Annotated in this window: 21 protein-coding genes; 15 read left to right on the top strand and 6 right to left on the bottom strand. The window is 43.0% G+C overall.

Going from position 1 to position 24,157, the window contains the following annotated elements:
* Positions 1 to 157: 157 nt before the first annotated feature.
* From H6H02_RS19895 to H6H02_RS19870, 6 genes are all read left to right on the top strand, one after another.
* Positions 158 to 1,234, top strand: a complete 1,077-nt coding sequence (locus H6H02_RS19895) for a CHAT domain-containing protein (protein ID WP_190820947.1) — start codon at positions 158 to 160, stop codon at positions 1,232 to 1,234.
* Positions 1,192 to 5,412, top strand: a complete 4,221-nt coding sequence (locus H6H02_RS19890; RefSeq protein ID WP_190820945.1) for a DUF4214 domain-containing protein — start codon at positions 1,192 to 1,194, stop codon at positions 5,410 to 5,412. Before H6H02_RS19895 ends, H6H02_RS19890 begins: the two co-directional genes overlap by 43 nt.
* A gap of 31 nt (positions 5,413 to 5,443) precedes the next feature.
* Positions 5,444 to 6,880, top strand: coding sequence for a lecithin--cholesterol acyltransferase (locus tag H6H02_RS19885; protein WP_190820943.1), 1,437 nt, complete (start codon positions 5,444 to 5,446; stop codon positions 6,878 to 6,880).
* A 45-nt stretch (positions 6,881 to 6,925) separates the two neighbouring features.
* Positions 6,926 to 8,683 carry a hypothetical protein gene (locus H6H02_RS19880; RefSeq protein ID WP_190820941.1) on the top strand — a complete coding sequence of 586 codons (1,758 nt, stop codon included), beginning with the start codon at positions 6,926 to 6,928 and terminating at the stop codon, positions 8,681 to 8,683.
* Between the two features lie 163 nt (positions 8,684 to 8,846).
* Positions 8,847 to 11,057: a caspase family protein gene (locus tag H6H02_RS19875; RefSeq protein WP_190820939.1), complete on the top strand. Its 2,211-nt coding sequence runs from the start codon at positions 8,847 to 8,849 to the stop codon at positions 11,055 to 11,057.
* Between the two features lie 229 nt (positions 11,058 to 11,286).
* Entirely contained in the window at positions 11,287 to 12,072 is a 786-nt protein-coding gene (locus H6H02_RS19870; RefSeq protein ID WP_190820937.1) for a DUF928 domain-containing protein, read from the top strand.
* A 4-nt stretch (positions 12,073 to 12,076) separates the two neighbouring features.
* Here the strand turns inward: H6H02_RS19870 and H6H02_RS19865 are convergent, their stop codons facing one another.
* On the bottom strand, positions 12,077 to 14,449 hold the full coding sequence (locus tag H6H02_RS19865; RefSeq protein ID WP_190820935.1) for a CHAT domain-containing protein: 2,373 nt from the start codon (positions 14,447 to 14,449) through the stop codon (positions 12,077 to 12,079).
* A gap of 353 nt (positions 14,450 to 14,802) precedes the next feature.
* Positions 14,803 to 15,033, bottom strand: coding sequence for a DUF2997 domain-containing protein (locus H6H02_RS19860; protein ID WP_347342633.1), 231 nt, complete (start codon positions 15,031 to 15,033; stop codon positions 14,803 to 14,805).
* Between the two features lie 425 nt (positions 15,034 to 15,458).
* On the opposite strand from H6H02_RS19860, the gene H6H02_RS19855 reads away from it, so the two are divergent.
* Together H6H02_RS19855 and H6H02_RS19850 are read left to right on the top strand one after the other, a co-directional pair.
* Complete coding sequence (locus H6H02_RS19855; RefSeq protein WP_190820932.1) at positions 15,459 to 15,749, top strand: hypothetical protein; 291 nt, start codon at positions 15,459 to 15,461, stop codon at positions 15,747 to 15,749.
* Between the two features lie 198 nt (positions 15,750 to 15,947).
* Positions 15,948 to 16,910, top strand: a complete 963-nt coding sequence (locus H6H02_RS19850; protein WP_190820930.1) for a hypothetical protein — start codon at positions 15,948 to 15,950, stop codon at positions 16,908 to 16,910.
* Positions 16,911 to 17,083: 173 nt separating this feature from the next.
* Here H6H02_RS19850 and H6H02_RS19845 read toward each other — a convergent pair whose 3' ends face one another.
* The 3 genes from H6H02_RS19845 to H6H02_RS19835 form a co-directional block, all read right to left on the bottom strand.
* The gene (locus tag H6H02_RS19845) at positions 17,084 to 17,350 is read right to left on the bottom strand and encodes a hypothetical protein (protein WP_190820928.1); all 267 of its coding nucleotides are present in this window, start codon (positions 17,348 to 17,350) and stop codon (positions 17,084 to 17,086) included.
* A gap of 22 nt (positions 17,351 to 17,372) precedes the next feature.
* Positions 17,373 to 17,798 (bottom strand): hypothetical protein, encoded by a 426-nt coding sequence (locus tag H6H02_RS27275; RefSeq protein ID WP_242040791.1) that lies wholly within the window; start codon positions 17,796 to 17,798, stop codon positions 17,373 to 17,375.
* 598 nt (positions 17,799 to 18,396) lie between these two features.
* Positions 18,397 to 18,543, bottom strand: a complete 147-nt coding sequence (locus tag H6H02_RS19835) for a hypothetical protein (RefSeq protein ID WP_190820926.1) — start codon at positions 18,541 to 18,543, stop codon at positions 18,397 to 18,399.
* Between the two features lie 71 nt (positions 18,544 to 18,614).
* Here H6H02_RS19835 and H6H02_RS19830 point away from each other — a divergent pair, with 71 nt between their 5' ends.
* Both H6H02_RS19830 and H6H02_RS19825 read left to right on the top strand, forming a co-directional pair.
* Complete coding sequence (locus tag H6H02_RS19830; RefSeq protein WP_190820924.1) at positions 18,615 to 19,034, top strand: XisH family protein; 420 nt, start codon at positions 18,615 to 18,617, stop codon at positions 19,032 to 19,034.
* Positions 19,019 to 19,357: a XisI protein gene (locus tag H6H02_RS19825; protein WP_190820922.1), complete on the top strand. Its 339-nt coding sequence runs from the start codon at positions 19,019 to 19,021 to the stop codon at positions 19,355 to 19,357. Before H6H02_RS19830 ends, H6H02_RS19825 begins: the two co-directional genes overlap by 16 nt.
* Before the next feature lie 279 nt (positions 19,358 to 19,636).
* On the opposite strand, the gene H6H02_RS19820 is transcribed toward H6H02_RS19825, so the two are convergent.
* Positions 19,637 to 19,804, bottom strand: coding sequence for a hypothetical protein (locus H6H02_RS19820; RefSeq protein WP_190820920.1), 168 nt, complete (start codon positions 19,802 to 19,804; stop codon positions 19,637 to 19,639).
* Between the two features lie 94 nt (positions 19,805 to 19,898).
* Here H6H02_RS19820 and H6H02_RS19815 point away from each other — a divergent pair, with 94 nt between their 5' ends.
* The 5 genes from H6H02_RS19815 (at position 19,899) to H6H02_RS19795 (ending at position 23,871) form a co-directional block, all read left to right on the top strand.
* A complete protein-coding gene (locus H6H02_RS19815) occupies positions 19,899 to 20,318 on the top strand; it encodes a hypothetical protein (RefSeq protein ID WP_190820918.1) in 420 nt (139 codons plus the stop codon).
* 745 nt (positions 20,319 to 21,063) lie between these two features.
* On the top strand, positions 21,064 to 21,972 hold the full coding sequence (locus H6H02_RS19810) for an AraC family transcriptional regulator (RefSeq protein WP_190820916.1): 909 nt from the start codon (positions 21,064 to 21,066) through the stop codon (positions 21,970 to 21,972).
* A gap of 96 nt (positions 21,973 to 22,068) precedes the next feature.
* Positions 22,069 to 22,833: an SDR family oxidoreductase gene (locus H6H02_RS19805; protein ID WP_190820914.1), complete on the top strand. Its 765-nt coding sequence runs from the start codon at positions 22,069 to 22,071 to the stop codon at positions 22,831 to 22,833.
* 22 nt (positions 22,834 to 22,855) lie between these two features.
* A complete protein-coding gene (locus H6H02_RS19800) occupies positions 22,856 to 23,269 on the top strand; it encodes an MAPEG family protein (protein WP_199329367.1) in 414 nt (137 codons plus the stop codon).
* Positions 23,270 to 23,547: 278 nt separating this feature from the next.
* Positions 23,548 to 23,871, top strand: a complete 324-nt coding sequence (locus H6H02_RS19795) for a GNAT family N-acetyltransferase (RefSeq protein WP_190820912.1) — start codon at positions 23,548 to 23,550, stop codon at positions 23,869 to 23,871.
* Positions 23,872 to 24,157: the final 286 nt, after the last annotated feature.

Raw genomic sequence — 24,157 nt, 5'->3', positions numbered from 1 at the left:
TTTGAGACTGATTATTTATTGCAGTCAATATATTTCTTGGAATTATGCCCGGTTCCTCAACTACGCAACTGAACACATATTTTCATAAAAAGTTGGGGGGCTACATCGTCATTCATCGGATGCTATTTGAACATTTTGCAAAAATGGAAATAAAATCATGAAAAAAATTCTAATTTTATCTGTTAATCCACCGGGAACCACGAGGCTGCACCTCGATCGCGAAGTTAGAGAAATTCAAGCCACTTTGAAACGAGCAAAATACCGCGATCGCTTTGAAATTGTCAGCGAAGGAGCAGTACGAGTGGACGACTTACGACGTGCCTTATTAGACTATCAACCGGCGATTGTTCACTTTTCGGGGCATGGGGTAGGAACCGAAGGACTCGTTTTAGAAAATGACTCAGGGCAAACTAAACTTGTGAGTAGCGAATCCTTAGCCCATCTATTTAAACTATTCCAAACTAAAATAGAGTGTGTTTTAATCAATGCTTGTTATAGCGAAATTCAAGCACGAGTCATTCACGAATATATTGATTATCTTATTGGTATGAATCGACCCATTGGGGATGAAGCTGCTATCAAATTTTCCATCGGATTTTACGATGCGCTGGGAGCAGGAGAACCCTACGCTCGCTGTTTTGAAATTGGTCGTGCATCTATCGATTTAGAGGGAATTCCCGAAGCAGAAACCCCTCAACTCAAAGCCAGACCTCGCGCCTACTCTCTTTCTGGGATAAAAGAGTCTGAAGAGTCAAAAGAAGCGATCGCACCCTCTCCCCCCATTGCACTCTCTCCCCCTATCCCTCAAAAAACCACATCCCAAGCTATGAACTTCAGCGGGGGGCAGATTTCTAATGCTCAAATCGGGCAAGCCGGACGGGATATTAAGCAAACCCAGCAAATTACTAGCGGCAGCTTAGAGAAATCATTAACCGTTGCAGAAATTCTTGAATTAGTTAAACAAATTGAACAAATTGTCATCAGCTCAGATTTGCCGGAGAAATACAAACAAAAAGCCCTGAATCATGTTGAAACCATCTCCGAAGAAATTCAAGAGGATGAACCTGATAAAGATTTTGCTGTCAAAAACTTGCAAAAACTGAGTAAAGTTCTCAAAGAAGCCAACGAAACTGCCCAATCTGGTGTAAATATTTGGCAAAAATTAGAACCCGTTTTTACTAAGTTAGCTCCTTGGCTAGGAGTAGCAGCAAAAAGTCTTTTATTAATTGCCTAAATCAAGAAAATTTATCTAAATTTATTTCAGGATCATTAAATAGGATGAATGAACCGTCACCGAACTCTTCCCAGCAAAAACTCAATATTGACAAAGCTAGCATTGAAAAAAGCTTAATTGCTCAGGGAGAACGCGATATATTTCAGCATAGCGTTGTTACCTTTAATCATACGGAAATTATCCAATCTTCTATTGAAGATATCAAAAATCGTGAATTCATCCAAACTTCACCTTATAAGGGTTTAAAAAACTTTGATTGTGAAGATAAAGACCTATTTTTTGGGCGAGATCAATTTTTAACTGGCTTAGTTAATGAACTCGAACAAACCAATCTGATTTTACTCTTGGGCGCGAGTGGGAGTGGTAAATCTTCAGTGGTGCGAGCGGGTTTAGTTCCTTGGTTATCTCAAAAATGGGGTTCTCGTTTCGTCAAAATCGTGTTCAAGCCGGATCGCGACCCATTTGACTCCTTATATGCCAGTTTACTAAGTAAATATAAGCAAGCTGACGCTCAAATTGCCAGGGAAGCTAAAGCCGATGCCCTCCAGCGAGTCATTACCCAACTCAAACAACCCGATGAGTATTGGTTGATTGCAATCGACCAATTTGAAGAGCTATTTACTACTACTCTGAGTGAGAAACGCGACCTGTTTATCAACAGCTTGGTGCAATTGAATAAAACCAAGCAGAACTCCGTCAAACTCATCGCCACGATGCGGGCAGATTTCCTAGATAAATTAAGTCCGTATCCCAAACTGGTGAAAGTAACCGATAAACATCGCCCGATGATTGCAGAAATGCAACTCGATGAATTACGGTTGGCAATTGAACAGCCTGCTGCTCATCATGGCGTTGTGTTTGAATCAGGATTAGTTGATGAAATCATTAAAGATATTCAGGGACAAGCAGGCTATTTGCCTTTATTACAATACACCCTCGATTTGCTGTGGGAAACAGAAGTTAAAACTGGGTCGATTCAAGACCAAACATTAAATATAAGTACCTATCGTCAGTTAGGAGGTGTTCAGGGAGCGTTACAAAAGCACGTTGATACGATTTATGAGTTGCTGTTACCAGAGGAGAAACTGGCAACGCAAAGAATCTTCCTGAAGTTGGTTGATATTGGCGAGGATGTGGCGTCGGGAGGCGAATGGAAACCTGTCCGCAGAAGGGCAGCGAAGTCACTATTTAATGATGAGTTAGAGCAGCGGGTACTGGCAAAGCTGATTGATGAAAAATTGTTAGTGAGTGACCTTTCCCTTGAATTACAAGAATCAACGATAGATATTGCCCATGAAATTTTACTAACTTCTTGGACAACCTTAAATACTTGGATTAAGGAAAATCGAGAATCTATTGCAATTCGCAATCGACTCAACCACGACATGAATCTGTGGAAAACTAAGAAATCTGAGGATGAACTATGGAGTGGGTCAAAGTTAGAGCAGGTTTTAGAACTGAGGCAAAACTCAACATTTAATCAGGTTTTAGGTGGCTTTAGTCAAAACGAAAATAAATTTATTGATTTGAGCTTAGGACGACGTGAGCGGCAAAATCGTCGAACTATTTTTATAACGCTTGGATTTTTGAGTATAGCATTAATTTTGATATTTGCCGCTTTATTGCAGTTTAGAAAAAGCTCTATATCTCAGAGTGAAGCTCTAGTCCAGTCTTCACAGATACGTTTAAATGAAAACCAAAAACTAGATGCAATGATAACAAGCCTAGAGTCAGCAATAATACTTAAAAACCTGAAAATGAAAGCTCCACTTGAAGTAATAGTTGCTTTAGAAAAAAGTATCTATGGAATTCGAGAAAAAAATCAATTAGTAGGGCATGAAAAATATGTTAAAGTTGCTAAGTTTAGTTCTAATAGTAACTTAATTGCATCTAGTAGCGATGATGGGACTGTTAAGTTATGGCAAGCAAATGGTAAGCAATTTGGCGCTTTAATTCATAGCAATAATGCTTTAGAAACAAATGTATGGGGAATGGATTTTAACAATAACGGGACGCTAATTGCTTCGGCTGGTGATGATAAAACAGTCAAAATTTGGAGGGTTGCAGAGCGTCTGCTTATTAAAACTTTTAGATCTCATACAGACAAGGTAGTAACTGTCAATTTTAGTCAAGATGGGAAGCTGATTGCATCCGGTAGCCATGACAAAACTATCAAGGTGTGGAAGCCAGATGGTAATCTAATCAAAACTCTTGAAGACGATTCAAAAGTGTACAGTGTAACTTTTAGCCCAAATGGTCAACTAATTGCCTCTGCTGGCGAGGGTGGAAAAATTAATATATGGAACGCAAATAATTGGCAATTTCGGGTTCTTGGTGAGCATAGTAGCCCTGTTTGGAGTGTTAGTTTTAGCCCCAATGGTCAAATCATTGCTTCTGGAGATGAGGAGGGAAAAATTAAATTGTGGGCATTAGATGGTCATCTAATTACTACTTTTGAACATAAACATCAAGGAAGAGTAGAGACTGTAAGTTTTAGCCATAACGGTCAAATCATTGCTTCTGCTAGTCATGATGAAACAATTAAATTGTGGAATTTAGAGGGGAAGCTACTTAGCACTATACATGGACATCAAGGTCCAGTATCGAGTGCTAATTTTAGTCCAGATGATCAAAAAATTGTTTCTGGAAGTTGGGACGGTACAGTCAGAATTTGGAGCGTTATTCCACATAAGCGCCTGACTCTTGCAGATAATATACATGGAGTCAAAGAAGTTAGTTTTAGTCCAGACGGTAATAATATAGCTGTCATTAGCTCCGATAATATTGTTAGGATATGGGATTTTGATAGCCCTAAAAGTAATTTTCTAATTAAATCTTTTATTAATAATACAGACTCCGTAAAAAATTTAATATTTAGTTATGATAATCAACTTATTGCTTTAGCTGATGGTGACAATATAAAAGTACAGGAGCTAGCCAATTCCGAGAATCATAAACTTAAATCTGTTTCTAAGGCAATAGATAGCATGAGTTTTAATTTTAAAAACGATATAATTTTTTATAATAGTGGCAATAAAATTATAGCTTGGAATTTAAAGAGCCAAAAAACAGAAGTTTTTTATGAAAATAAAAATTCCCAAAGAATAAACAACTTGATTGTATCTCCAAATGACGGCAAAAAAATGGCATTTATAAGTGAAGAAGATAGAATAATTAAATTTGGAGATTTGACTAATCAAACTTTTAGCGATTTTATAGGTCATAAAGGAGAGATAAGTAGTATAGCCTTTAGCTCAGATGGACAAAAAATAGCCTCTGGAAGTCAAGATAGTACAGTGAGGCTTTGGAATTTAAATGGTGATAATATTAAAACTTTTATGGGTAATAATTCCTATGTTAAAAAAGTTGCTTTTAGTCCCGATAATGAAACAATCGCTTCTGCTGGACTTGGAGCAGGAATTAAATTTTGGAGTCAACATAATCAGCAACCAATAACTTTAATAAATGGCAATTTTTCTAGCGTTAACTTTAGTCCCAATGGCAGAATTATTGCTGCTGTTAGAGGAAATAGAGAGCTAATTTTGTTTGATTTAGACTTAGATAATTTAATAAAATATGCTTGCAACTGGATGCATGACTATTTAAAGAACAATCCTCGAATGATTGAGAAAAAAAACCTGTGCAATAATATTTCTAAAAAAGAAAACGATATAGGATTGCTAAATTTAAGTAATAATCATGAAAAAAATATCCAGAAAATCTATAAAGAAGTTTTAAAGAGAGAAGCTACTTTAAGCGAAATAAAGTTTTATCAACTTTTTTTAGATTTAAACGAAGAAAATGCAACTTTATATCAAGTTAGAGAATCTGTTGCTCAAAGTCCAAAGGCTCAAATTATGCTTCATAAAATTTACCAACAAATATTGAAGCGCAATGCTGATTCTGATGGTATCAATTATTATACTAATAGATTAACTGAAGGTTGGACATGGAAACAAATACGCGCTCATATTGCTGCTAGCGAAGAAGCAAATTACATTATCAACCAAAATTATCAACAACTATTAAATAGAAATGCCACCCCTAATGAATTAAATTTCTATACAGAATATTTTGCTAAAGGTTGGACATGGAAACAAATACGTGACCATATTACTGCTAGTGACGATACGATGAATTCCAAAAATATGAATTCCTCAAATGAACTAGCAAAATAGTGATCTAAAAGATAAAGAGAGAGTTTTATCTATGTCAGCAATTGATTTTAAAGATATGATTGTTTTACTGCCCGGAATTATGGGCAGCACCCTCCAAAAAAACGGGCAGGATGTCTGGGCAATTTCAGGCAAATCATTCTGGAATTCACTGAATTCACCGGAATCTCTGCTCCTGAAAAACGACGAGCCAAGCGTTGATAATTTAGGCGATCGCATTACCGCAACCTCTGTCATGCAAGATTTCTATCTTGTACCCGGACTCGCCAAAGTCATCGACGGTTATACAAAGTTAAGAGAGCTTCTCCTCAACGGTAAGTTCAGAATTTACCCAGCATCTCCCCATAACCAAGACTTAATCAACTATTACGAATTTCCCTACGACTGGCGGCGAGATAACCGCGTTTCTGCAAAAAAACTCAAAGCATTTATCGACGATAAACTGCAAAAGTGGCGAGAACAATCTGGCTATGAAGATGCACAAGTTATCCTGCTCGCTCATAGCATGGGGGGTTTAGTCAGCCGCTACTATCTCGAAGTCTTGGGAGGATGGCGAGATTGCAAAGCACTGTTTACCTTTGGTACGCCATACCGAGGTTCGGTAAATGCAATTTCATCCCTTGTCGAGGGCTACAAAAAAGCTTTCGTTGATTTTACCCACGTCTTGCGCTCTTTCACCTCAGTTTATCAACTACTACCCGTCTACCCCATGTTGCAAACTTCAGATGGGTATTCTCGGCTAGCAGAAGTTGATTTTCTCCCCGGCTTGGATTTATCTCGTGTAATAGCAGCCCGAAAATTTCACGAAGAAATTCGCACTTCAGCCGAAGCAAATCGCAAAGATAAGGATTGGGAAAAGCACGGATACGTCCTTGTTCCCTTTGTGGGTACGGGTCAGCTAACCTACCAGTCAGCGACTTTCAAAGATGGCAAACTTCAAGTCACTAACATTCCTCCGGCCGGTATTCCAGATTATCTAGCTAATGGGGATGACACCGTTCCCCGTGTGTCGGCAATTCCTCTAGAAATGTCCAACATGGGTTACTACAACACCTTTATCCCAGAACATCACGGTGCTTTGCAAGCCAACAAAGCGGTACTGGAACAAATTTATGAGCGACTGTTGCAAATGCAATTCGATTCGTCAAATATTAGAGGCCCGGAACAAGTTCCAACAGAGAAAGAACCTGTTGCTTTGAGATTAGAAATTGACGATTTTTATTTACCCAACGAACCTGTTGAGATTCGTGCTGATTTAATCAACGCAGAGGAATCAAGCGAGAAATTAGTGGCTCGAATCAACTCTAAAACTTCAAACAGCGAACCCATAGAGGTCAGTTTGCAAGAAAACGGCTCTCATTGGAAAGCGACTTTAGAAAATCTTGCTCCCGGAACCTATGAAATCGAACTCAGAACCGAGATGGGAGTGAAAGCTAATTCCGTTCGAGATGTGTTTGAAGTTTCTGCCTAGATTTTCACCTTCATATTTTTTTGCAACTAAATAGGAGATGGAATTGTGACACAACATTCTTGTGGTGCATGGATTTGGTATTTGTCTAAACTTCGGTCAGACTATTTACAACAATTGAAGACAATTAACTGTCGTCGCATCTATTTAAAAGTCTTTGACGGCAAGAGTTCACCCCTATTTTGGGCAAATCAATGTACTCCAGCTAATATTGCCCAATTTCACAAAGCAGGCATTGAAGTCTACGGCTGGGGCTATCACTATGGCACCCCCAACATCCAAGCTCAAGCCGAAGCAGTTCGCCAAGCTATGGAGTGTCAATTAGATGGCTACGTTCTCGATATTGAAAAAGAAGCTGAAGATGCCAGTACCCACGAGAATGTTAAACAACTCCTGCAAGCTTTACGCCCTTATGTAAAATCAGGCACGTTAGGCTATACCAGTTTTGGCAATCCTAGCTATCACCCAGACATACCTTGGAAATTGTTGGACGACCTCTGCGACTTTGCCATGCCACAAATGTATTTTGAAAAGTGGACATTGATACCAGAGAAATACGAGGATAAAGTTCAGGAAGCTTTCAAGGCTCACGACAAGTTCAGTTTGAAGAAGCCAATCTTACCTATTTGGGGTTCGGAATCCGATACAAAAAATCCGGTAACGGCTGATATCTTGCAAAAGTTTCTCCAAGATTATCCGAGTTCTTCAATCTGGCGGTTGCCTAATGCAGGTGAACGAGGAGAAGCTTGGAACTTAGATTACTCCGGTGAAGATTTGTCAGTTCTACCACAGCCATTTCTTCCCCAAGAAGCTGCCAAAGCTGTTTTTAAAATGGAGCTGAAGTATTCATCAGGCTTACTTTTCGGCAATATTTTCCTCTTTGATGCTGAGGGAAATCAAATTTTTGATGCTGTAGCAACAACGGGTCGTCCTGGATATCAAAGTCCAAATCATCTGTGGCGACCAATTTATGGGCCAATTCCTGACGTAAACGGTTTAGTTATTGGCACAGAAGATGCCTCTGTAGAAACCGATGATAGCAATGGCTGGAGCTTTCCAATTTTGCCACAAGTTCTAGAGAATCCTGATGGTGGAATGAAACGTGGTAGCTTCAGAATTTACAACGATGCTGGTAGTCCGGGAACTGCGGGAGGCATCGGGATTATCAATGCAGGCTCTTTCGATCGTTTCCGCGCTTTATTGATTGCTTTGAAAAAAGAGGGGATTGATAAAATTCCTTTAGAAATTCAATACGCTAAACCTCGTGAAGCTCTACCAGCTAGCGCTATTTTCAAATTCTCTCGTGCTAAGTCATCTGCTTTGTTAAAAGGTTCCCTTTTAATCCTAGATGATAGCGGTAACACGATTTTAGAGGCAGTTGCAATCAGCGGGTTATCTGGCTGTCAAAGTGTAGACGATCACTGGAGACGTAGTAAAGGTTTAATCCCATCTGAGGAAATGATTGTTAATGGTCCTACCAGGATTTCTACAAATGGCTATTTTTTAGAGACACGAGGAGTTGAGGGATACTTCTTTCCAATATGGCCTGAAGTATTCAGGCGAGATGATGGATATACTCGCTCAGAGTTTGGGGTACATTTTGATGCTAATGTTCCTGGCAGTTCGGGATGTATTGTGCTACCCAAAAGAAATGAATTTGATATCTTCATTGACCTGATGCAGAAAGCTAAGCGTGCGGAACGTAAAGAGATTCCTTTAAAGATTGACTATTCCAATGCGGGAGTGAGAGGTTTTGCAGATGAGTGGTGGGAAAAGCTGCTTGAGTCTCGTCGAGTTTTTGCCTAACCCGTTTTTGCTTTCACTTTTTCCCCTCCAGAGTTAATTTTTGTGGGAAACCTGGAAAGAGGTGGCATTATTTCTAAGCTCATTTAAAGTGAAAAAAATGCCACCTTTTTTATAAAAATAATAAAAGTATGCTTCCAGAAGCCGCTGAGTCAGTATTAAAATCATGTCAGAACCAAATTCATACGCTTTATTAATTGGTATCAATTGCTATTTACCCCATCGTTTATCTGACGGCACTTACTACGATAACCTACAAGGCGCGGTCAATGATATCAACGCTGTTGAAGCCTTTCTCAAAACAAGATTGAACGTACCTGAGAATCACATTTGGAAGTTGACCGCCTCCAATCCCAATCCGGTTTTGAAACAACCTGTAGAACCGCCCGAACAGTGGCCAACTTACGAAAATATCGTTACAAAATTTAAAGCGTTGACAGCAACAGCGCAACCAGGCGATCGCGTTTACATCCAATACTCTGGTCACGGGGGCCGATCCAAAACGGCTTATCCTGACATTAAAGGTGAAGAGGGCATAGACGAGTCTTTAATTCCAGTTGATATTGGGCAGTTAGATGATTCTGGACAAGCTATAAATTGCTATCTGCGCGATATAGAATTAGCTTTTCTGTTAAAGCAAATGGTCGATAAAAACATAATTACTACCGTTGTTTTTGACAGTTGCCATTCTGGAGGAGCTACTCGCGGCGATGCCAAAATTCGAGGAAACGATGTTATTGACAAGACCCCACAGGTAACAGAAAGCCTAGTTGCTTCTCCAGAAGAACTGATAGAAAATTGGCATTCTTTACAGTTAAAAATTCGTGGAAACTCTAGCTTACATTTTGGTAGCTTAATTGAAGCTAGAGATTACGTTTTTTTAGCGGCTTGTTCTCCGAGTGAAAAGGCTTTTGAAGACGCTTTTAATCGAGGTAATTCTAAGCAAAAGCATGGCGCTCTCACTTACTGGCTTCTTGATTCTCTCGAACAGGGCTATGCAGGACTGACTTATACAGACCTTTACAATCGCATCCGAGCTAAAATCCAAAGTCAATTTCCGCAGCAAACACCGATGCTGCTGGGTGAAGCTGACCGTTTAGTTTTTGAGAGCGATCGCACTACTATACACCATTCATTATCGATTCAAAAGGTTGATTTGGCGAAAAATCAAATCACAATTAACGCAGGCATCGCAACTGGAATTCGCAAAGGAGCGAGATTTGCTATCTATCCAATCGGTACGAGAGATTTTACTCAAACTGATTCTCGGCTAGCGATCGTAGAAGTAGTTGAATATGATGCAACGGTAGCTAGCTGCAAAATTGAACCCATAGAAGGTAAAAGAGAAGTTTCACTAGGCGATCCAGCCGTGCTGTTGTCAGCACCAGCGCAATTAATTCGGAGAGTTTGCTTGTTTTATCAACAGAAAGCTACTCCAGAGGAGATAGGTTTGAGCCAATTTCCCGCTAATAAACTTCTTCCTGAAATTTATACTAAACAAACCCAAGCAATGGAGTCTCTCAAGCCAGCTTTACACGTTTTTGGACAAGGCTGGTTAGAGTTAGCCCAATTAAATTTTGATGAAACTGCAAACTCTGAAACAGATGATGAAGAGTTCGGCTATTTTGTCGGATTGAATAATCGAGAAGAATACGAAATTTGCGATGCAGCCGGAGTTCCTTATCCCAATATTCACCCGCTCATAAAGTTTGACGAGCCAAGAGCCACTGAGAAGGTAGTTCGGCGGTTAGTACATTTATCTAAATACCGAGCCGTTCAGGAACTTTACAACTCAGCTTCGCCGTTAATTGAGAAGTTCCAAGTTAAGTGGTTGGGGAAGCTGGATGATTATGCAGAAGGAATCGATCCGCCACCCACTCAGTTGAAAAAATTTCAGCCTCTTGACGATCCACTGAATCCGACTCTTAGTGAAGGCGAATGGATTTTTTTGGAAATTATCAATGGGTATTCCAATCCTCTCAAAGTTGCTATCCTTGACTTGCAATCCAATTGGGCGATTGAGCAAAGTTGGCCTAAGCCTGATAAAGAGATGTTTGTAGAAATCTCACCGGGAATAGCCCACCGAGAAGTGATTCCCTTTCCGGTAACTTTACCCGAAGGATACGAAAAAGGTACAGATATTATCAAGGTATTTGCTACGCTTGGCGAAGCTGAACTCCGAGGACTGGCACTCCCTCCACTAGATCGACCAATTGTTCCACCTCCAGGCTTTCGGGGATATAGAGGTTCTGACCCGCTGTCACTTCTGGCAGATGCGATCGCACAAGAGAAACCCCAAGATCGCCGATTAAATGCTGCTTATGCCTATCGAGAATGGGTTGTTAAACAGTTCACAGTCACTGTGAAAAAAGCTTAGTACAAACCCAAAAAGATAGCGCTAAACGGGATGCAAGGGCAAATCGCTGCTCACACTCATGACATTTGAATCCCTGCAAAACGATTGTGAATTTGACTATTTTTAACCATACGTGACGAACAACAACTTAAACAAAGTGGCATCGAGTTTGTTAGGCGCTATCCAGATTGTCAACATTAGTTTGTTTCACTGTATGATTGTGTGAAACATTGCCAGGGAGCCAATGGTTATGAGCCTTCAACCGTTGTTCGCATTCATGGCTATCAGTTTTTTGCTGTTGGCTGAATCAGCATCTACGTTAGCGCAATCCGCTCCCAAAGAGACTGCGCCGATTCTAGGTCATGACGCCAAGGAAGCACAGAACCCGATTACACAGGTGTTGTTTAAACCCTCAGATAATGGACCACCACCGGATACACGGGGAGCCGGTTCCCGGAACGATCGCCATTGTCCTCAAGATGCACCAACTAATCCAGATAGTCCAGCGGCTGAACCCCTGGCGCTTACTGCCCTCGTTCCCAGCAATCAAGAAGGTTTAACCTGGGCGGAGCGTCCCACCCTTTGGGTTTATTTGCCAGAAACGTCGGCGCGTCAGATGGTGTTGAGCGTCAGAGAGGAGGGTTCGCGATCGCACTCTCAGCGCTTTGTCCCAATTACGGGAAAGCCACGGATTGTGGGGATTCCGCTAGATGAGAAGGCACCTCCCTTAGAAGTTGGCAAATCATATCAGTGGGCAGTGGTGCTGGTGTGTGGCGATCGCCCCAGTCCCAACGATCCGTTTGTGACCGCTTCAGTGCGGCGGGTCGTTCCCTCTAGCAAGATGAACGCTCCACAGAAAGCTTTAGAACGTGCCGCCTGGTATGGGGAGCAGGGCATCTGGCACGAGGCTCTGACTGCCTTAGCGGAAGCGCGACGAGGGCAACCCGTTGACCCAGCCCTTGCAAGAATTTGGTCAGACTTTTTGACGCAACCCAGTGTAGGATTGGGAGCGATCGCAAACGAACCCTTGCGATGAGGCTCTAACGCCAGTTGCCAACTAGGACAAACGCTGCCCAGTAGTAGGGATGCTGATAGTCGGGCGATCGCAGTAGGGATAGTTGCGCTTGCCGCAGCGCTTCTGCACGAGTGATACCAGGTTGCTTCAAGGCAGTGTAGAAGTGGGTGATGAGTTCTGCGGTTGAGTTGTCTTGTACCGACCAGAGAGTGGCGATCGTACTGCGTGCCCCCGAACGCACTGCCACTCCTGCTAATCCCAGTGCTGCGCGTTTATCTCCCGCTGCCGTTTGGCAGGCACTCAAGATCAGGATTTCGATGGGACGGCGATTTTGGCGCTCGCGTGCCTCCAGCAGTTGGTCAAGAGCATTCACCTGAATTCGTCCGTCCCAGGTGAGCAGAAAAGTGTTTTCTGCCCGTGAAGAGAATTGCCCGTGGGTGGCAAGATGCACAATCGGGAATGGGGCAGACTTCAGTTGCTCTGCCAGTTGCGTTTGCGTAAAAGCCTGATTCAGCAGGGCAATAGTTGGTACAAGGGTAGAAACCTGCTCTATTTCTCGATCAACACCAGGCAGGGCTGAGAACCCCTGACGCGGTTGTGACAATCCACCTGCCAGCGTTCCAAGCTGTTCTGGAGTCAGCGATTGGGGTGGTAAGAGTTGCAATCCTGGCGTCACCGCCAGACTGTATTTTTCAATTAAATACTGCTGACCATCGTGCAGTGCCGCTAGCGGAATCCCCTGCAAAACTCCATCCAAAACAAACACCACCGTTTTAACCTGGCTCTCAGTTAAATCCGCTTCTATTGGACGGATCAGCCAGTTGTATAATTGTTGATGAGGACGCAACGGTGCTTGACTGGTAATGAATGGGTTGAGTGTGGCAAAGAGATCGTCAAAGACTCGGTCAACTTCACGATTGCCGCTCCTTTCACCTACCCCTCCATCAGAATCTGAAGCCAGCTCTGTGAAGTGATAGCGTAGAGGCTGGTTAGGTAGTGAGAGAATGACAGCAAGGCGATCGGGCAGAATAATCGAGTAAATTACCGCTGCATTGGGATCAACCCGATCAATTTGTTGAGGTTTCGCATCCAGACAAGCTTCTCGAAAGAAATTATTCAGTTCGGCTAACTGGAGTGCTTCAATTACCGATCGCGCCCGTTGCAAGTCTGCCTGCGTTGGATTGTTCTCCAACAACAATTGCACGAGTTGGCGATAGATAGGTTCTACTTGTTCTCGAAAGGAAAACTGAGCTTCCGGGTTGATCGCCACTAAATCGCCTCGTAACACGGAGAGGGTTTTAACTGCCTGGTTATAGGAAACAATTGCCTCTGAAGTCCGTCCCTGCTGCTTCAGAATCCGCCCCAATTGCCACTGCCAGGAAACCGCTATGTCATCCGCCTGAATCGATTGGGCTATTTGTAGTGCCTGTTGTGTCAAACGTTCAGCCTCTGCCCATTGGCGCGATGTTTCGTAGAGATGTCCGAGTTGCCCTAATGCGTAAGCTTCTGCTCTCGGATCGTTCAGGCTTCTTGCTTGTTGAATCGCGTTGGCAAGGAGTTGCGCGACGACAGAGGGAGTAGGGAGCAGGACGTTGTTGTTCCCGCTCCTCACTCCCGATTCCCTGTCCCCTAATTTCATCAAGCTTTCTGCTAGATTCACTTGAGCATAAACCGTAGCCCGACTTGGCGATATATCTGTCAACAAGGATTGAATTTCAGGTAATAAGGGTAATGCCTGTGGAGTTTGATTGTTTTTGACTAAGAGACTGAATAGATTCAACTGTGCTTGAAGCCGGATCAAATTATCTGGTGTAACGGCGGCAGCTTGTTGATAGAACGCGATCGCGTTCGTGTTTGCAGATGCGATCGCGTTTGGATTATTCTTTCGCACTCTTACCACATTGCCCAAAGCCAATAGCGTACTGCTTGTATCTGCGTTCAAGCGTTGGGAAATCTGCAAACTTGACTGTAAAACCCTATGGCTTTCTTGCAAATCGCCCACATTAAATAAGGCGATTCCTAAACTTCGCAAGCTACTGGCTTTCAGTAGAGAATCTGGTAGGGGGTGCAATCGAACACCGATTTGTTCTAACAAGCTTTTTGCACGACGATATTGTCCAAGAGTTTGCAGGGCTTGCACCTGATTCAGCTGACTACCCAGTTTGCCCGTTTCATCCCCTGCTGCTGTATAGGCAGCTTCTGCCTGTTTCCATGTTTCTAGAGCCGTTTCAGCTTGCCCAGTTTCCAGTTGCCGTACACCCTGGCTATTTAAGGTTTGGGCGCGGATAAGCGCTGCATTCGTCGCATCAAAAGAAGAACTTGCCGCGACAGGCATGGCTCCGATTAACAACACCAGAACACCAAACCAGAAATTTGTAATAACCGTTGATCTGAGCATCTTAATTGATTTCAAAACACTGCACTTTTAGCTACTACTTCCCCCTTTTTCTGGAACTGACTGTTCTGCTGAGAGCTGCTGCCATGAGTCTCACCAGCTAGATGTCAGTCGAACTGCCAACTCTTTGGCAACTGCAAGAGTTAATAAACACATTTCTATAAACTATTTCCTTCCGAGACTCTACTACTATCTAAAAAAACTCACAACAACCCTCGACTCATAAAATTCCTTTACGCTCGCTTATCTGGCAATTTCGACTTCAGCACTCCAACAATCTCATCCATCGTGGTGTTCCCTAGCAAACAACTCAATCCTTGAGCTAGAGAGTGCATCCCCTAACACGGCAAACGCATCTAATTTTCAAAAATAATATCCATTGACTTATTTTTAGAAATTAGATACGTTTGCCCTGCTCCCAGAGCTTTTTCAATGTCTGAGGTAGTGCTAGTGCAGCTAGAGCCAGAAGCATCAACAACTGTTTTCGTATTTTTGCCATCTTTGTCCATGCGATACTCAATTTTTTGATACTCAGCCCAATTAACGGGAATCCGTTCTAAAATTCTAGAGCCAAATACCTTATCCACTTCTAACTCTCTTTTATCGCTCGGAGGAGATTAAAATGAGAGAAGTAGCCTGAAAGCAAGCAGGAAGGGGATGAAAGAGCCACGATCCCTAGAGTGACCGTGTCATTTTGGACTCCGATTGCGCTAAGCTGTTCAGCATTTAAATCAGGTACGATCAAAAGCTTGCTAATCCTGAATATCCGAGAATATCCGAGAAATTTTTGCCTACCTGGGGCGATCGCATTTTCACACTTTCTCAACTTCATCGCTACCCTGTTGTTTTGGACTTAAATGCTCTTAGAAGAAGAAATCCTTACGCTAAAAGAGCTATTCACCTGCTCTCTGCTCCCTCAGACCGTTAATTGGGAGAGCGCGATCGCTTTTGTGCGATCTTCGCTATCGTAGGAGACGTGACGAATTTCCGATTCATTTCGAGTATTTAGATTATGGAAGAAGTTCTTCAGATACTCAAAAAAGTCATTCTGGTACTAGTTGGTGGTGGAGCGGCGTTTTTAGCTTTCTATATGGCACTGTTCACTTCGATTATGGTTCTGGTTCCTACCAGTTCTCCTAATCAATTAGAAGAATGGACAAACACTGTGGTGACAGTGTTTGGTATCAAAATAACTCTACTCTGGATACAACGTTTGAAAGGGGCTGCCATTGGTATGAGTATTGTCCTTCCCCTTGCTGCAATTGCTTGGTTTTTACTCCGAATATTGATTAAGCAACGGTAGTAACGGCAAGGAATTAGAAATCCGACAGCAGTTGAACAAAACAGAGGCTGAGTTTCCAGCACCCAACCCAATATATTAGCTTTGTGGCGATCGCGCTGGCAAGTTCACCTTGATTTTGCAACTTTTTGTAAAAAGCACTTTTTCCTAAAAATTAGGCTAAAAAGAAATAGACATCTACTTGAAAAAGAATCTGAATTCGTGAATCAATCTATTTCTAGATTAGTGAATAACCTGCCAAGTAGCAGCATGACCGTTTATATGCTGCGATCGCTCGATTATGTCGTTCCTGGTGAGTGGCAAAACTTCGTTGGATTTGAAAACACCATCCGTGCGGTGACAGGTGTTAGCGACAGAGACCTGATTGAGGAGATTGGCGAGAGAGCGATCGCGCTGTACAACGATCCAAGGGAGGTTTATCAACAAACCTTATGGCTTTACCAAACAATTGACCGTGCCGATAGCGCTATCGGTGCAGCAGCGCTAGCAAACAAAGTAGGCGAGAAAATCAGCTTCCTGAATTTTCTAAACCAGCTTACTCCCAAACCGGATACCGTACAAGCGATTGATTTGTCCCTAAAGCTGGTTGTCGAGTTAATTGCCTTTTGCCGGTTGCACGGAATTCCTACCAGCATCGAAGCCTTTAGAGCTTCTTTAGGAAACTATCACAACGAATCCATAATGCGAATGGCTGCGCTAGTTGCCGTTGATGGATTGATTCCGCTTGGTCCCAACTTCATTCTCAAAGCTCAATCTATTCTTAGCCAGGTCAATCCTTCGCAATTAGAAGGAAATACCACCTATCAGAGTATCAATAGTGCAATTCCTGGCGGTACTACGGCTGGTAAATTAGGCTTTATCGGTGAGAGTTTTGCCTCAGTTAACGGCTGGATGAGCAATTTTGTTGCATCTCGCGGGTTAACGCAAGAAAATGTTTTGGGGCACTTACAACAATTTATGAATACGGCTGATAGTAAGTTGGATTATCTAGCGGCTTTTCTGGATATGTCAACCAATTACTACGAGCATACGGGTACCCAAACTGTAGCGCGGAATTTGATTTTACGAGCAGCAGAAGAGACTAAAGGTAAAGACAAAAAGAAAAAACACAAGGAAAAAGAAAAGGAAAAGGAAAAGAAAAAAGATAAAAAAAAGAAAGATTAACCAGAGCGCGATCGCTCCTCATTCTCTCAAAACTTATCGAGCGCGATCGCACAAGGCGAACCAGGGGAGCGATCGGATTAATGATACCAGCGACGAGGAAGAATATATCTAGTGGGTTCTGTGGGTCTAGGAGGGTTGAATTTTAACAAGCGATCGCGCACTAAGCAGGTAAGTTATTTCTGCGCGACTCCTAACTCATTAATTGTGAGAGCCAGCCTGTTTTCAATCTCGAACTCAATGGTGAGTTTCACTTTTTGAGGATTAGGCAGGTTGTCAGCATAGATAACAGCCTCTAGCTCAAGAGACTCCTCTGCACTAGAGCCAATGTAGAATGGTTCATCTGCCCAGACATACGACTTAGGCTGAACATTCCCAAAGTGAACGGTGAGTGTCCATTGACTGCTGTGATACACCACTTCCGTTTGAGGCTCTCGTTGCAAGCTGAGGAGAGCAATATATCTATTAGGTAGGAATTACGTCAAAACAACGGTAGGGTGGATCATCGGGTAGTTCATCAGTCACAGTGATACCACTAGAAGAACTCCCTATAATTTCAACTCGTACTCCCTGAACAAAGGTGCTACTCTGGTTGTGAATTACGAATGCAACGGGTCTAAGAAGGCTCGTGAGTCGGATATATTCTTCCTTTTCTCGCCAGTAGTTAGTGCGGACTAATGGCTCTGGCGTTCCAACTCTCAAGCTATTAATGCCACCGATCTCTCGCCATTGCATTACTTTAGTGTCAGGTAGTGGGGTGACTGGCTCAACATACGAAATCGACGACAGCTTAATTGAGTTACCAAGCTCTTGACGAGTATCATGGTCAGCAAACTGTAGGCTCATCACTGGTGTTGTAACGATCTCTACTGAATCTGCAAGCTGCTTCATAAATTGATATGAAGATTCTGGATTCGTACTGACAACTGCACGCTTATCCTCTTCCTTAACCTGCTCTAACCAGAGTTTCTTAGATTTGCGTAGTCCCTCTGGAGTTAAGTTGATCTGAAGTTCTCTCTTTGTATGTGCTTCACCATGACAGTTAAGGCAAAGAACTACTAAATTATCTTCAGCATGACTCCGTGAAACACTATATTCGTGAATATGGTGAACAATGATCCCTTTACTTCTATCACGACATATACAGCAAGTCCGACGACTTTGATAGAGAACTGTATGCAGTATGTTTGGAGGAATTGGTGGGCGTTTTTCCCGTAAAATTATGTTGATTAGTTCCTCTGGAATATTTAGAGAACGTAGTTTGTTTACATCTGAGGTTTTAAGGGAATTGAATGAATGTCCAGCTTCTGAAAGGCGATAAGCTGTCTCTAAATCAAAACCACGCCGCTATAAGAGCATCAAATGTCTTCTTGCCCATTTTTGAACCTCAATACTGCTTCACTCTCTCAAGAGGGGGGGAACGAAACGATGTGTCTCGACACATCGTTTCGTTCCAAGATAAATTCATTGTATACAAGACATCAATCCGTCAGGGGGCTAACATCACACTCTCAGGACTGCCGTGAGTAACGCAGAAGCTTCTTACTCCATTTCCTTTCACAACCGCTGCCAAATCTTGATAGTGTGATTGTTCATCGCCGTAGGTTGGGTTGACGCCAGAAAAACCAACATCCACTCTGTTCAACATCAACGCCAAATGGCGCGATCGCACTAAGCGACGAAGATAGCAAACCCTATAAATTCAGCATGGCAAGGCGAGACATCTACCACGATACAGTTAAGCGTGCTTTAGAAAAGGATGGCTGGACAATTACCCACGATCCATTTCCATTGCAAATAGGCAAGAAGCGCTTATCTGCTGACCTCGGTGCAGAACGTCTCATTAGTGCCGAAAAAGGACTCCAAAAAATTGTTGTTGAAGTCAAGAGTTTTGTGGGACAGTCTGATGTCAAGGATTTGGAGCAAGCTTTGGGGCAGTATGTCCTTTATCGCCAAATCCTTAACGAAATGGGTATAGAGCGAATTCTCTATCTTGCCGTTTCTAGTCCTACCTTCAACAGCGTATTTACCATAGAATTAGGACAAGTTCTGCTAAAGAACCAAATTATTAGGTTAATTGTCTTTGATGATGAAAGTGAGGCGATCGCGCAATGGATACCCGATTGAACTACCGAGACATCATTAAAAAAATACTACAAGAACACGCCCAATATCGAGCTTCCCTGCCTGACAATTATAACTCTCAAGTTCTATTTGATGATGAACGAGGACGATACTTAGTCTTGGATATTGGCTGGAATGACGACAAGTATCTACACACTACGCCGATTCACCTAGATTTAATTGATGATAAAATCTGGATTCAATATGATGATACCGAAGAAGGTATTGCTACCGATTTACTAGAAGCAGGCGTTCCTAAAGAAGATATTGTACTTGGGTTTCGCCATCCCAAAATCCGGGAGTATACAGGCTTTGCAGTGGCTTGATTGTAGATTCAGTTGACCCAGGAAAACCAACATTTACTCCCGTCCAACATCAACGCAAAATGCAGCGCTCGCATTTCAGGATTGGCAAGGGCAAGGATAGCGATCGCTTAATTTATCAATCGCGCCAGCTCCTAATTGGTAAGCATCAGAAATGGACTCGGTAAAGATGGCATTTAAGCCAAATCCAGGGAAAAATTGGCTCTGTTGAACTAAAATGTAGCGCTCATCCTGGAAATGATAAATTTCAATTTTCTGTCGGCGAATGAGCCAATGATATTGTTACGATGCATTCGCCGGTGATGACTGCCAAAAAGGCTGATGGGGAGAAGAAACCAAGCGAAAAGCTGCTTGTGGCGGGTGGAGATTCCCTACACTCAGCAGAAATGAGAGTGGGATGCGATCGCTCTCTAGAAATCCCCAAAAGAATTTGATTGCTTCTGTTGCCACTTGGTTTTCTACATCGCACCACTATTTTGCGCCATTTTGTAGACTTTAGGTAAGCCACTCAAAATGGCGGGTTACTGAGTAAAGAAGCATTATCATGTCTGAAACTCAACCAGTACCAGAAAAAACCAATGCTGCTCCCACCGTACAGAATTCTCCACAACTCAAGCCGGGAGGAATTCTCAGCAATTGGAAAACCAGAGTCGGGATCATCGCTACGGCACTCATTGCTGTTGTTTTTGGCTTGTTTGTTATCGGTTTCTTTTGGCAGCACTTGATTGCAGGAATGGGTATGAGGTCTTGGTCTAGCCATGCGCGTGCCACACCGATTGAGTGCATGATTAAGGACACGAACAATGATGGTTATGTTAGCTGTAGCGCTATGCTAGGCGGCGAAGTCGTACCACTTGAGTGTGGAGCCAGCGTATTTAATATCGGCTGCCGAGTGAATTATGGTGCGGCGGCTGCCCCTCCTGTGCGTCCATCAAATCTGCCAAATGTTCGCGGAAGTTCCTGAAATTCTAAGAAACTTTTGCCCAAAGTTCCACAGAGCTAGCGCTTAACATCGCAAGCCAGGTGTTGCTGAGTCGCGATCGCAGATGGTTTTGCGTATATACTCTACTCTACTGGAGACTTAGTAGGACGAATTTCGTGCAGAATTCTGCAACAACAGAAAACATAACTCTCCTCAATATCGGAGAGTTTACACCAAACCATTTGCGGTTCCCTCCCTAAGCTCATCAAACCATCTGCGATTGAATCAAAAAACCCCTCCCCTAAAGACCAAAACCCTTGCGTGTCATAAGGTGCAGTCGGATGGGGAAAATAAGCGAATCAATTATGGAGCTGAAGACCTCAAACCAGTGGAAATGTAAGTTAGGGTTAGAAATACGGAAGTTGTAATCCATAGAGTAGAGTCAGCTAAAATCTTTAGCTGTACTGGCTTTTCGCTCTGTTGATGAATAGCTGATTCCGTTGACGAGGAATGGCTAAGGGAAGCCATTTGGCAACTCCAAAATCAGATTTGAACAAACCGTTTCAAAGCTGGTTGCTTGATGGGATTCGACAAGCAAAACAAAAAGTGGCTATTGATTTGAATTGGATTCCCAACTTGGGGGAACCAACTCCAGAGGAAGCACCTTTTATTTATAGAAGTAAAGCTAAAAATAGGACTTGCTCTTTCTATGCTTACGCTACTCTCTGAGCGCAGGAAACGCAAAAATTAGGCACAATTGAAGATATCCATTTAGCTGTGACAGGTCATGGAAAAACAACAGCAGTCTGTCAAACTATTGGATTATTGCCAGGAGAGCGCATCGGATCGAATTGTTCCCAAACCCGCTATCTTAAGAAGTTTGGGTTGGAATAGTGTACATCTTGAACTGCATCAACAACCGACATTTGCAACTGATGAACATTACCACACAATGCATGTGCTGGCTTGTGGTTTGCTTGGCTCATCCAACATGAATGCGCCCGGTACGCGCTCGCTCGATGGCAAACGGTTGCGTGAAAGACGGGCTTCTGGAAATATTGCGATTATTCCAGCAGGAATTACTCATTCCTGTAGTTGGGATACTCCGGCTCAATTTATGGTTCTGGCAGTAGAGCCAACCCTCCTAAAACAAGTTGGGCAGGACTGGGTAAACCCGGACCAAATCGAACTGCTACCCCGGTTTATGAGCGAATCGGACGCGTTCATCCAGAGTGTCTTCTCTACCCTCAAAACAGAAGCTGAGGTCGGAGGAATGGGAAGTCATTTGCTGGTCGATAGCCTCAAAACAGCATTAGTCGTTCATTTACTCCGAAACTATTGTGCGACTCGTCCTAAACTCTCAAGTTATACGAATGGGTTATCTCAAGTCACGTTCACGCTGGTAAAAGACTATATCAACGACCATCTCCAGCAAGATTTAAAATTGGATGAGCTTGCAGCGATCGCCCAAATAAGTCCCTATCACTTCTTACGACTGTTTAAGCAAAGCCTAGGAGCTACGCCTCATCAATACATTTTGCAGTGTCGGATTGAGAAAGCTAAACTTCTACTGCAACAGAGTCAACTCAGCATTGCAGAGATTGCCAATCAAGTCGGGTTTTGCGATCAAAGTCATTTCACGCGCTGTTTCAAGCAGAGCTTAGGTGTAACCCCGAAACAATTTCAGCAAGCCTGATCGCAAGAATGTTCTAAAATCCCGCAACTTTTTTCTAGCATCCTCAGCAGCAAGCTTTCTAAGCTGTTGTCAGATTCTATTGAAGAAGGTGTTCGTATGTCTCGACTGGATGGAAAAGTTGCTCTTATTACAGGCGGTACCAGTGGAATTGGGTTTGCAACAGCTCAACTTTTTGTGCAAGAAGGAGCTAAGGTTGCAATCATGGGTCAAAATCAAGAGCGGCTAGAGCAAGCTTCTAAAACTCTCGGTGCAGAGGTTTTAGCAATTCGGGCAGAAGCGAGATCGGGCACTGATTTAGACAGGGCATTTACTCAAATTAAACAACGATGGGGCAAGCTTGACATTTTGTTCGTCAACGCCGGGATTGCTAAATTCAGCCCATTACTCGATGTGGATGAGGCGTTTATCAACGAAACGATGGACATTAACTTCAAAGGAGCATTGTTTACGGTGCAGAAAGCTGTTCCTTTGATGCCAGAAAACAGCAGCATCGTCTTCAACACGTCGATCAACAATCAGATGGGTATGCCCTATTCAGGCATTTATGCTGCCTCCAAAGCAGCGCTACGCTCTCTAGTTCGCGTGTTAGCTGCCGAACTGCTTGAACGCAGCATTCGAGTCAATGCAGTGAGTCCAGGTCCAGTGAAAACCTCCATTATCAGCAAAACCGGAATTTCTCAAGAACAGTTGGAGCAAGTGACCACAAAACTTCAGCAGTCAGTTCCTCTAAAACGTTTTGGACAGCCAGAAGAGATTGCTCTAGCAGTGCTATTTTTAGCCAGCGATGAGGCATCGTTTGTGCTGGGAGAAGAACTGGTCATAGATGGGGGTTGGACTGGATTGGTTGCTGGTTGGGATTAGCTACCACTTATTGGCGAGGAAGATGCAAATGTTAAATGAGATGACTGTTCCGCTTTGGGGATTAGTAACTTTTATAGTTTGGACGATCGCAGTTGTTGTTCTCTTACTTGCTGTGAGAATTCGGCACTTAGCGGCAGGAGGTAGCCCCAAAGATTTCGGGGTGATCAATGATGACAGCTTGATGTGGCGGTTATTTCGAGTCCAGGCTAACCTGATCGAAAATCTGCCTCTGTATTTAGGAGTCGTTTTTCTTTTGATAGTACGAGAGGTTTCCGGAGGTATCGTCGATCTGCTGGTCAGCGTTTATATCACGTTCCGACTTTTGCACTCCATCGTTCACATTGGGGGTGCCGATCCAAGGTTACGGGTATTTAGCTTGGCGATTCAATTCAGTTGTTTGATTAGTCTGATCGTTCTGGCAATCTTGATGTCGTAAAGCCCATAACAAAGTTTTCTTGAACACGTAGCTGGGTTTGTCATAGTTCATTTGCTTTTGATAAAAGCGATGAGTATCTGTGCGTTCCAAGCCTGATAAAAGTGCTACAACTCTACAGTTTTCACAACGTGCAACCTCTCTAATAAACTCAAGTAACCACCTACCATCTTGAGTGATGTTAGGGAATAGCATCACTGGTTAGATCCTGGGCAATAAACAAACATAGCCTTTGGGCAATGAGCCGCTAAGGTAGGAGTAATCATTGCTACGAACTATGCATGAAAATCCTGAAAGCAGGATATCAAATCCGCTCTGCTCGTTTTGAAGAACTAACTCTGTTGTCTGCCATTGAATTGTCAGCCGCAAAGCTGTTCCTCGATACACCCTATTCATTCTTGGTGAATGCTGCCCCACTGCCCTTAGATGTTGTGCAGCAACGGTTTAAAGCAGGGCAGGTTTGGGTTGCTGTTGACCCGCATGACATGGTTGCGGGGTATGCCATTACTCAAGAGGTGGATGCCACACTTTACCTCCAACAAATCGATGTTGAGCCTACACACGGGCGCAGAGGAATTGGATCTGCATTAGTTAACGGTACTTAAACGAAAAATACAAGTTAAAAAAGGTATAATACAGGCGTGGCAAACTTTTCACATTAGGATGTGAGAAATGAAAGAGACAACTCCCGCCGCGATGCCCCCTTGCTTCGATAGATGGTGCAAACGCTTTGATGATGTCTTGACGCATCAAGCCCAAAAACGAGAGTTTAGGAACTAAGTAGCTAGGATGATTTAAACCTAAAACGCTCCATCGTATACCCACCTTGTTCACTTCGTGATTCCATGCCCTCCATCACAGCCAGGGCTAAATCATATTCATTGTCAAACA

This window comes from Coleofasciculus sp. FACHB-1120 (genome assembly GCF_014698845.1).
GTDB lineage: Bacteria > Cyanobacteriota > Cyanobacteriia > Cyanobacteriales > FACHB-T130 > FACHB-T130.
This window is presented reverse-complemented; position numbering and strand designations above follow the sequence as displayed.